9 protein-coding genes are annotated in these 10,361 nt (G+C 42.1%); 6 read left to right on the top strand and 3 right to left on the bottom strand.

Annotation, left to right across the window (positions count from 1 at the left end; translation table 11 throughout):
* The 3 genes from AC5JM2_RS18400 to AC5JM2_RS18410 all read left to right on the top strand — a co-directional run.
* On the top strand, positions 1–1,381 hold a 1,381-nt coding region (locus AC5JM2_RS18400), incomplete at its 5' end, for a DEAD/DEAH box helicase (protein WP_495836301.1).
* A 15-nt stretch (positions 1,382–1,396) separates the two neighbouring features.
* A complete protein-coding gene (locus tag AC5JM2_RS18405) occupies positions 1,397–2,236 on the top strand; it encodes an SWIM zinc finger family protein (protein ID WP_495836302.1) in 840 nt (279 codons plus the stop codon).
* A 417-nt stretch (positions 2,237–2,653) separates the two neighbouring features.
* The gene (locus tag AC5JM2_RS18410) at positions 2,654–3,391 is read left to right on the top strand and encodes an FkbM family methyltransferase (RefSeq protein WP_495836303.1); all 738 of its coding nucleotides are present in this window, start codon (positions 2,654–2,656) and stop codon (positions 3,389–3,391) included.
* A 148-nt stretch (positions 3,392–3,539) separates the two neighbouring features.
* Here the strand turns inward: AC5JM2_RS18410 and AC5JM2_RS18415 are convergent, their stop codons facing one another.
* The 3 genes from AC5JM2_RS18415 to AC5JM2_RS18425 all read right to left on the bottom strand — a co-directional run bounded on the left by AC5JM2_RS18415 (position 3,540) and on the right by AC5JM2_RS18425 (position 5,841).
* Complete coding sequence (locus AC5JM2_RS18415) at positions 3,540–4,019, bottom strand: GNAT family N-acetyltransferase (protein ID WP_495836304.1); 480 nt, start codon at positions 4,017–4,019, stop codon at positions 3,540–3,542.
* Positions 4,020–4,387: 368 nt separating this feature from the next.
* Entirely contained in the window at positions 4,388–5,050 is a 663-nt protein-coding gene (locus AC5JM2_RS18420) for a helix-turn-helix domain-containing protein (protein WP_495836305.1), read from the bottom strand.
* Positions 5,051–5,274: 224 nt separating this feature from the next.
* Entirely contained in the window at positions 5,275–5,841 is a 567-nt protein-coding gene (locus AC5JM2_RS18425) for a hypothetical protein (RefSeq protein WP_495836306.1), read from the bottom strand.
* Positions 5,842–7,139: 1,298 nt separating this feature from the next.
* Between AC5JM2_RS18425 and AC5JM2_RS18430 the strand changes: the two genes are divergently transcribed.
* The 3 genes from AC5JM2_RS18430 to AC5JM2_RS18440 form a co-directional block, all read left to right on the top strand.
* Positions 7,140–8,780 (top strand): ScyA-related TPP-binding enzyme, encoded by a 1,641-nt coding sequence (locus AC5JM2_RS18430; RefSeq protein WP_495836309.1) that lies wholly within the window; start codon positions 7,140–7,142, stop codon positions 8,778–8,780.
* Between the two features lie 13 nt (positions 8,781–8,793).
* Entirely contained in the window at positions 8,794–9,936 is a 1,143-nt protein-coding gene (locus tag AC5JM2_RS18435) for a 3-oxoacyl-ACP synthase III family protein (RefSeq protein ID WP_495836307.1), read from the top strand.
* Positions 9,937–10,101: 165 nt separating this feature from the next.
* Positions 10,102–10,361, top strand: a 260-nt coding sequence (locus tag AC5JM2_RS18440; protein ID WP_495836308.1) for a hypothetical protein, incomplete at its 3' end; no start/stop codon positions are given.

Below are 10,361 nucleotides of genomic sequence, written 5' to 3' on the forward strand. Positions count from 1 at the left end.
GCAGGGAGCAGGGAGCAGGGAGCAGGGAGCAGGGAGCAGGGAGCAGGGAGCAGAGAGCAGGGGAGAAAATACCCCCTCATCCTCATTCTCTTTAATGCCTACACTATTAATTGCCCCGACTTCAGTTGTGGGAAACTGGCAGAAAGAAATTGCTAAGTTTGCACCTCATCTGAAAACAATGGTGCATCACGGTAGTAACCGTATTCAGCAGGAAGCAGATTTTAAAGCAGCTAGTCTACAACATGATGTCGTGATTACCTCCTTTACTCTGGCTCGCAAAGATGAAAAGCTACTAAGTAGTATGAAGTGGCAGCGGGTGGTAGTGGATGAAGCGCAAAACATTAAAAACCCCAAAACTGCACAGACTAAGGCAATTTTAAAATTATCAGCCAAACACCGATTGGCATTGACAGGAACTCCTGTAGAAAATCGCTTGCTCGATTTGTGGTCAATTTTTAACTTTCTGAATCCTGGTTACTTGGGGAAAGAGGCACAGTTTCGTAAGTCTTTTGAGATTCCAATTCAAAAAGAGAATGACAAAATAAAATCAACTACCCTGAAGAAGTTAGTTGAACCATTAATTCTACGGCGTGTCAAGACGGATCAATCTATCATCAATGATCTACCAGATAAAGTAGAACAAAAACTATACACGAATTTGACAAAGGAACAAGCATCACTCTACGAAGTGGTTGTGAAAGATGTAGAGGAAAAACTGAAGACAGCAGATGGGATTCAACGCAAAGGATTAATCCTCTCTACATTGATGAAATTAAAGCAGATTTGTAATCATCCAGCACAGTTTTTACAAGATGGAAGTGACTTTTTACCTGAACGTTCTCATAAATTGAGTCGTTTAGCCGAGATGGTGGAGGAAGCTTTATCAGAAGGAGAAAGTCTCCTCATTTTTAGTCAATTTACTGAAATTTGCGAAAATGTAGAAAAATATCTCAAACAGACTTTGCACTGCAACACATACTATTTACACGGAGGTACTAGCCGTCAAAGACGAGAGAACATGATTGCAGAATTTCAAGAACCAGAAACCGAATCATCTGTTTTTATACTTTCTCTCAAAGCTGGTGGCGTTGGTATTACTCTTACAAAAGCTAACCATGTTTTCCACTTTGATCGTTGGTGGAATCCAGCAGTAGAGAATCAAGCAACTGACCGCGCTTTTCGTATTGGTCAAAAGAAGAATGTTTTTGTCCATAAATTTGTTGCCATTGGTACTTTAGAAGAGAGAATAGACCAAATGATTGAAGATAAGAAAAAACTTTCTGCTGCTGTTGTTGGTGCTGATGAATCGTGGTTGACAGAATTGGACAATAATGCATTCAAGGAACTCATTACACTGAATAGAAGCGCAATTTTGGAGTAATTTATGGAGTGAAAGATGAATAAATTTAGTCGAACTTGGTGGGGCGATCGATTTATTAAAGCATTGGAAGCTTTTACCGATGACGCCAGACTACAACGCGGACGTTCCTATGCTCGTGGTGGTAAAGTATTGAGTTTTGATATTGAGCAAAATTACATCACGGCTAGAGTCAAAGGGTCAGTTAATCCCTATTTTGGAGTTTACAAAGAACCAACATACAATATTTCAATTGAAATTACTCCCATTGCTAAAGCACGTTGGAATAAAATTATTCATGAACTTTCATCTGAAGCAAGTGTCGTTTCCCGACTGCTGCTTAATGAAGTTCCAGAAAATATTGAAGAAACTTTTTCAGAATTAGGAGTATATCTATTACCTCACAGTAGAAAGGACTTCAAAACTTCATGTTCTTGTCCAGATTATGCTAATCCCTGCAAGCATATTGCTGGGGTATACTATCTTGTTGCTTCCGAATTGGATCAGAATCCATTTTTGCTATTTGAACTGCGCGGATTATCAAAAGCAGAACTTCAGGCAAAACTAGCTGAGTCACCTTTAGGTAAAGCACTTTCTGACGGACTTTATGCCAAAGAAGTTAAGATAGAAGCCTCGACTTCTTTATACACAAAGCTTTATAAACAGCAAATTGACCAAAAACCAAGCGCTAGGGAATTTTGGTTAGGAATAAAGCGATTACCTCAAACAATCGAAGTTGCAACTCCCAGCGCCGTCTCTGCAATTTTGATTAAGAAACAAGGTGATTTCCCCGCTTTTTGGCAAAAGGATAATTCTTTTATTGAAGCAATGGAAGAATTATATCTGCGAGTGAAAACGAAGAATCAGAATTTGATGTGAGGTGATCTGCATCTGTTTGATAAATTTATGATACTAGGCTTAACACCTCACTACAAAATTTCAGTACGCTCATATTTAACAGATGTGATATCACCTGGATAGAAGATCTTATGTTATGTTGACTTGCTCGCACCCCCATGGAGTTAATTTAGCCACTCTTGTAAAAAAATGTATTTAGATTCAACCTTTCTGTATTTGTAACTGCTAGAATTTTTACGCTCACAATTGCACAAGACAATATAAATCTGTGTATATAAAGCAATCCCTCAAAACTTCTGTCTCTATTACCTTTTGATTGGCTTTGCACACATCAAATGAAAAGTCAATATCTATACTTTTGCACTTAGCAGAAGTTTGATAACTATTTACTGTTGACTGTTGACATATTTACTCAGGTTGCAAAAGGAAGTCGTTACAATGTTAAGAGACATAGCTTATTCTTTGATTTCGGCAGGCTATAAAATACCCAAATCTGTAGAAGAAAAAATAGGTCGATTTTATTACCAAATTTACTTAGCGGCTCTTTTGAAGAAATTAAGAATTAATTGTGTTCTTGATGTGGGAGCTAATATCGGTTACTTTGCAGAAAACATCAGGAAACTAGGCTATAAAGGACATATTTTTAGTTTTGAGCCACATCCAGAAATATTTCCCACTCTTCAAAAGAACTTTAAAGACGATACCCTTTGGAGAGGATATGATTTGGGACTTGGAAGTGAGGATACTTTGGCTACCTTTAATTTGAACACCTATTCAGAACTGAGTTCATTTCTAGTGCCTAATGCTAGTATGCCAAAAACTGTTAATTCCTGTGAAGTCAAGATCAAGCGTTTAGACTCTGTTTTGGATGATATTCTCACTTTAGTACCTCAGCCGCGTATCTTTCTAAAAATGGATACTCAAGGATATGACATTGAAGTTGTTAAGGGTGCAAGTAAATGCATAGATAAAGTTCTGTGTTTGCAATCTGAAATATCTGTACGGGCTAATTACATTAACATACCTTCATATTTGGATGCCTTAAGGTATTATGAATCCCTAGGTTTTGAGCTTGCTGATTTATTTGCTGCCTTTCGTAATTCCGAAGGTTATGTTACTGAATATGATTGTTTGATGGTGCGTTCTAAAACATTGGATGTTGCTGAAATTCATTAATCTGTTGGGATACATCACACAAAATAGGAATGAAATAACGTAGACGCGCTAGACAAGCGAAGCGAGGCTTCCAGAGGAAACGCACCTTAAAGTGGCACAATTAAGATTGACTTTAAAATTATAAATGAGCCAATCTATTGTGCTACTATTACGCAATGTCTGAACTTATTAAAAACTTCTCCATTACATAATTAGTGAAAGTTTCCCCCCGACGAGTCACTTGTTGTTCTTTGACAACTGAGAATCTCATATGCTGGAAAAATGGCTTTGCTGTAATACTCGCTTCAGTAAACAGGCGATCCAACCCTAATTCCAATGCTTTTGCCTCAATTGCCTGATAAATTTGACTCCCTACTCCGCGACGCTGATAGTTTTTGTGGCAGTAAAAGCAATTAATATGACCATTGGGTTCTAGCTCCCCAAAACCAACAATTATTCCCTCTTCATCTGCAACATAGGTAAATATTTTTAAACAAACTTCTGACCAATTTCTAAAGTAAATATTATCTGGTGCCCAAGCTTTAACTTGATTGTTTGAGTAATCGCGGATGTTGACTTCACGTACTGTTTCGTGGTATAGCTGTGCTATTTGCTCAGTGTCTTGTGTACGAAACAACCGTATTTCCATTAAGATCACTGTGTAATGTATTCTAAATCTGACACCGTTTTAGTGGTTGTCCATTGACAAGATGACTTTCAACCAGTTCAAGCTTATAAAGCCTCTGTTGATATATTAAAGCAGTTTTCACCTAAATGAACCACACCGTTTGTAAGGGTGCAAACAAGATCGCCCCTACGACTGTAGTCTATTTACCTGAAAATGGCTATAAAGCAACGGCTCCTGCTTCACAATAGTCTTAGGACTTACGCACGAGTTACTAATGAACTTGACTGTGAGATTGCGCGCCAGACGTCGTAACGAGTGCAACTACGTTATTTTTGCATAAGTCCTGAGTCTAAACAACCAGAACGACGAATTTCTACCTGATTTTCTAGCTACCGAGTTGGTATTAAGGTTATCTGTATCGAACCATCGCCTATTTTTGCAACAGAGCTACTTTCACCTTCTAAGATAAGTTCTTCACCATAGGCAGTCTTCTTGTTAAGAATGGCAGCAATTTCTTGACAGCAAGCTTGTAGTCGTTGAGCTTCTGCAGCAGTCACATTTGTGGCTATCTGGTTAATTAATTCGCTTGAACCAGCTTTGTGTGAATCTGTCTGCCAAAGTGGGATACTCTTGCTTTGATTTGTCCTTCTCCATAGTTGCGGGGTTGTGTTATGGAGCCGGAGAAACTGGCGGCTGAAATGGCGTCTATCAAAATAGCCTACTGCTTCAGCAATCCGCTCTACTGACTGGTCAGTTTCAACAAGCAAACGGCGAGCCTCTGCCATCCGACGCTCGATAATCCAATTGAGCACGGTCTTTCCAGTCTCTCGCCGTACAAGGTCAGTCAGATATGCAGGAGAGCGACCGACTGCCTCAGCTACCTCCCGAAGACTAATATATTGTTTATAATTATTTTCAATAAACTGAAAGACACTGTTCAGTAGGGGTTGGGACTGAAGCAATAACTTCTCAAACCTTGACACTATTGACGTGTCAATATCTATGTTAACGTTATAGGAGTTGATGTCACTAAGTAAGTAATTGGAGTCCATAACATTACCCTCATTCATTTGCTTAAATAGACTGCACTCTCCTATCAGATGCACCTGAGTTTGAGTAGAACGCAGACATTTTTGAGATCGAACAATTCTAAATTCTCTTTTTGGTCTAGCTTCATCAATTGCGGTTTTCAGTTTTTCCTCTGTTCCCTATAATTGTGGTTGTAAAAGTTTAGGGCGAATGTTGTTCCTTAGAAAATAGCTATATTTGCTTTCTGTTAACGCCTGATCCAATGCAGCAACTCATCGGAAGCATAAACATCGCGATAAAAATTAAGTTGCTCGGATTTGAAGTAGCATGCACCTCTGTGCCCACGTCGAAGAAAGGTTTGGTTTCCCTTGGCGATTATTTCCTTTGTTATATCGTCAGTACAATTCCACTCACTGTAAACAACTTCACCATTGAACATAACAATTGGCCAAGCCATTGTTACGCCAGGTTGAGCGAGGATTGCCCACCAATGGACTTCTCTATTTACCGCTACGGTTTTGCTATAAAAAGGTCCGTCAGCACAGAAATAGACAAGACTATTGGCATACTCACCAGCTAAAAGATCACCCCGTCCTTGTCGCAGCGCTTCACAGTGGCTTGGCCACCATTCCCTGTTTTCCTGTTCTATTTGCGCTAAGCTATATTCTGAAGTTATTTCCGGCAGTTTTTGTTCATATAGAGAAATATATTTTTCCCCGTTACTCAGCAGTCCTACTCTTAGTTCATCGGAAATTAGCCTTGGCTTAGAATAATCTGCAGATAGATTATTGTAGTAATTGGTTCGCTTCGTCATCTTGAGCCTCTACGAAAGTCTTAGCAAAATGCTTTAGTGCTGTCATAGCACTCCATTAAGCTTGAATCGCCACAAGCTCCGCTCGATATCCGTAACAGGTGAGAGGTTATGAATGGCGGGCGGTGACAAGCCTGTTTCCAAATAAAACCAGTTGTTAGACTGACAAGTGAGTTTTCGCCAATCTCCGAGGATACATCAGTAAGGACAGGCAAAATTTCTAAGAAATTTTCAATTTTTACCAAGAGATGCTATGATGAGATATACGCTAAACATAACTAGTGGTTACAAAACAAATGAAATTTCTGCTAGCTGTGATGTTCATGCTGGAAAAACTTGGGGAATAAAGATATTGTTGTCCTAAATGTGGATACAAAGCATACGAAGCTAGTGAGAAAGTCCCCGTGCATTAGCTGAGGTAAAGAGCGCGGCAACAGAGTAGATAGCACACAGAGCAGATCCTTGTCCACGTTGGTTTAGCACAATTGTATGTTTCTAAGTAAGGTTTTAGCAAGTTAAGATAGAAAACTTAAGGGAAAAAGTTTAAGTTTTTTTGTTGTATGTTACGTAAAGTTGCAATTGAAGAGATTTTCAGCCAATAGCAAATTTCGATCTAGGATTGGCTAACTTTGACAAATTTATCTCGATGCAAGGGGTTCTAGCGCTTGAACAAAGCTCCACCCCCTTTGAGAATTTGCAGGCGAAAAATAGCTATAAGCCCTACGTCAATTAGCGATGCATAGTCTGTTTTCACTGACTATGTGGACTACTACGTCAAAGTTTTCAGCATTTGAGTAAAATGTCAACATACAAAATACTTAACTTTATGTTAAGTTACTTATCGTGAGTTGTTTAACTTTTGTATAGCAAGCAAACTCAATAACGTCAGACATCAATCTATCAACTAAATTCAGCAAGGAAAGCAATCCAAGCTTAACTGACCTTCAGATTTTTAGATAACGCTTAGTAGATATAATCAAAATTTTGTCAATGTGTCAATGATAACAAATTAGACTGTTTGTTAACCTCTGTGCATCTACTTAAGCTTTATGAGCACTAAATCTTTTTCAAAAAAAAAGAAAACGGCTAAAAAGTTACACTTAAATACCAATAGCGAATTTAGCCCAATTCAGACTACGCATATTAATCAGACATCCAGATGTAGCATTTTTTCTCCATCTGAGTCTTCTTTGATCCCCTCACCTATTGCAGATATTTCGCTAAACCCACAGTTGGACATCGTGTCTCTCGAAGCAAGTCAGCAACTTGCACCTATCTCGGTGGCTGAGACGGTGGTCAAGATGTTGGAAGATATGGGAGTGGAATATGCGTTTGGTCTTTCGGGGGGTGCGATCGCACCCTTGTGGCATGCACTGCAACACAGTAACCTACGCGTACTGCACTTTCGTCATGAAGCGGGAGCAGCTTTTGCAGCCACTGAGGCGTACTTTGCAAGTGGTCGTCCTGTCGTCGTGTTTACTACAGCAGGCCCGGGGATCACGAACGCGTTAACCGGGTTATTCGCTGCACGCTGGGAGGGTGCTAAAGTAATTTTCCTGTCGGCTTCCACCTCGACATCGCAACGCGGACGGTGGGCACTCCAAGAAACTAGCACTTACACCATGCCCAACGCTGGAATTTTTACCTCGGGAGATCTGTTTCATTACGCAACCACTCTCGAATGCAGTGATGAACTGCCAGAGGTTAATCGACGGCTGGCGAAAGGCTTAGCCCGACCGGATGGCTTTGTCGCACACTTGAGTATCCCCACTAACATCCAAACAAGTTCAGTCGAGACATCGTTGCCACGAGTGAGTCTCTCTGTTGCTTGCGCAGGCGCAAGTGAGGAAACCATCTCAGAATGTGCGCGGTTCTTATCGGAAGGACCATTTGCCATCTGGGTTGGCTTTGGTGCAGGAGGTGCAGCAGCAGAGATTCGCCAGCTTGCAGAGAGAACGGGGGCTGCAGTGATGTGTTCACCACGCGGCAAAGGTATTTTTCCGGAGGATCATTCTCAGTTCGTAGGCGTTACGGGCTTTGCTGGGCATGAGTCGGTTTTGAGATATATGCAAGAGTATCGTCCTTTGCGGACGCTGGTACTTGGAACACGTCTTGGTGAATTTACCTCGTTTTGGAACGGTGCAATGATCCCCAAGCGGGGTTTTGTGCATGTTGACATAGACCCGGAAGTGCCAGGAACCGCGTATCCATCTGCTGAGACGTTTGCCATTCAGTCCGACGTGGGAGTGTTTGTGAAGTGGCTGTTGAAGCACTTTCCGAAGCGTCAAAGTCGATCAAAGGCTCTATCGTTTCCAAGACCTAAGCGTAATGTAATCAATCCCAGCGCGAGTGATCCGGTGCGACCCGAGGTACTTATGAATGTGATGCAACGAATAATCGTTGAGGGGAGCGATACGGTAGTGATGGCTGAGGGGGGGAACTCATTTGCTTGGGCAATTAACCTACTGCGATTTACCAAACCGGGTCGTTTCCGGATCAGCACTGGCTTCTCGTCTATGGGTCATTTCGTCACAGGTGTTGTGGGTGCTGCACTGGCACGCAAAGGTAAGGCTGTTGCCATTGTCGGGGATGGTGCCATGCTTATGAACAACGAGGTAAGCACAGCTGTCAACTACCAAATTCCTGCCGTTTGGATTGTGCTTAATGATGGAGGCTACAATATGTGCGACCAGGGAGTGGCAATGTTAGGGTTCAAGGGGATGGATGCAAAAATTCCACAGGCGGATTTTGTCAGAATTGCTTGTGGTATGGGATCTGACGGTATCCGCGTTGAAAGGGAGTCTGACATCCAGGCAGCATTAGAGAAAGCGATGGCTGCGACGGGTCCCTTCGTTGTTGACGTAGTCATCGACCCAACCCGGCTTGCGCCAATACGAGGTCGTATCGAGAGTCTGATTTCGCAAGGTGCTACGAATTACTAAGAGGAGATTTATCATGGTGCATCACCCAGTAGGTATTCGCTCGCTCGCACTGAGCTTTCCAAGCATCATACGTACAAATGATTACTACAGAGAAAAATACCCAGAGCTCGTTGCTCAGTCCGAGCAAAAAAGCTTAGCAAAGCTATTTTCACTTGCTGACTCCACTCCCAGCAATGAGTTTGACTTGGAGATGATGCCCTATTTGTCAGATCCGTTCCGTGGTACTGTCCAGCGACGGATTCTTGCTCCAGGAGAGTCGTCACTGATGTTGGAAGAACGCGCAGCTCGTGATGCTCTCGATGCAGCAAAACTTACTCCTAATGATGTCGATCTGATGATCGTCGCTTCTGTCTGGCCTGAACAACTTGGATTTGGCAATGCTGCTTTCCTTGCTCAGAAACTGGATCTGCGGGGTGCAGCATGGAATCTTGATGGAGCGTGGGGGAGTACTCCAGTAGCCCTACAAACTGCCTGTGCCCTGGTGCGAGCAGGAGAGTACCGCAATGTATTGGTTGTTATCTCATGCACGTACTCTCGCTTTGTCGATGAGGACGATACTGTTTCGTGGTTTCTTGGCGATGGTGCTGGAGCTTTTGTGGTTAGTTCAGTTGAATCTAACCAGGGAATTCTCAGTACAAAGACAGTTCATACTAGTGTTTTAAATGATATTGTTTGCTTGAATATGACGGAGGACAAGCAAGGCAATCCACAGATTCGCATGCAGCTCTCCAAGCATGCAAAAAAGGTATTCAGCGAAACAGCCGCAGGGCTTCTGCGTACCTGTTGCGAGGGCGCTGCTGCTGCTGCGGGTGTAAGTATCGAGCAAATCGACTTTTTTCTTTTCAATACACCCACTGCTTGGTTTGCAAGCTTTGCTACGCGCGTACTGAGCATTGACCCAGAGTGCACACTCAACCTTTATCCCCAGTACGCAAACATTGGACCGGTTCTTACCGTAGCTAATCTGTACCACGCTGCACAATTGGGCAAAATTCGTGAAAACGACTTGGTTCTCGTCTATGGTTTTGGTGCAGCAGGGGTCGCTTCTGCAAACGTGATGCGCTGGGGTAATGTAGCACTGGGTCTTGATCCACATCTCAATGAATCTGACTTGGCAGTGAAAAGTTTCTCAGACAGGAGTCTGGCTTATTGTTAAGAATATCTTCCAAGATGGAAGGCATATCCAGCAAGTGACTATGCAAAAACAAATTCTCGCAACAGGATTTTTCCTGTTGTCTTTCATGTTTCCGCTTACAGCATTTTTCAGGTAATTAAACCACAATTTGCCGTAAGCTAGACAGTAGAGTGATTGTTTGATTCGATGCCAATATCTTATTCAAGAGATTTACGTTGTCGTGTGATAACAGCGTGTGTTGCCAAAGAAGGTTCCCAACGCCAGTTAGCTCAAAGATTTAAGGTCAGCCTATCATTTGTGCGAAATTTGCTGCGTCATTACCGGACAAATGGACAAATCGAAGCTAAACGACGTGGGGGATACCTCAAACCTCTAATTCAGGATGAACACCTAATAACCCAAGTTGCGGGTTATCAACCTGTGGGTGCTTTGCACTTGAATAGTCG

This window comes from Brasilonema angustatum, from assembly GCF_059505445.1.

Coding starts and splice junctions, on each gene's coding strand:
- AC5JM2_RS18405 (WP_495836302.1), top strand. CDS start 1,397: ATGAATAAATTTAGTCGAACTTGGTGGGGCGATCGATTTATTAAAGCA.
- AC5JM2_RS18410 (WP_495836303.1), top strand. CDS start 2,654: ATGTTAAGAGACATAGCTTATTCTTTGATTTCGGCAGGCTATAAAATA.
- AC5JM2_RS18415 (WP_495836304.1), bottom strand. CDS start 4,019: ATGGAAATACGGTTGTTTCGTACACAAGACACTGAGCAAATAGCACAG.
- AC5JM2_RS18420 (WP_495836305.1), bottom strand. CDS start 5,050: ATGGACTCCAATTACTTACTTAGTGACATCAACTCCTATAACGTTAAC.
- AC5JM2_RS18425 (WP_495836306.1), bottom strand. CDS start 5,841: ATGACGAAGCGAACCAATTACTACAATAATCTATCTGCAGATTATTCT.
- AC5JM2_RS18430 (WP_495836309.1), top strand. CDS start 7,140: ATGTTGGAAGATATGGGAGTGGAATATGCGTTTGGTCTTTCGGGGGGT.
- AC5JM2_RS18435 (WP_495836307.1), top strand. CDS start 8,794: ATGGTGCATCACCCAGTAGGTATTCGCTCGCTCGCACTGAGCTTTCCA.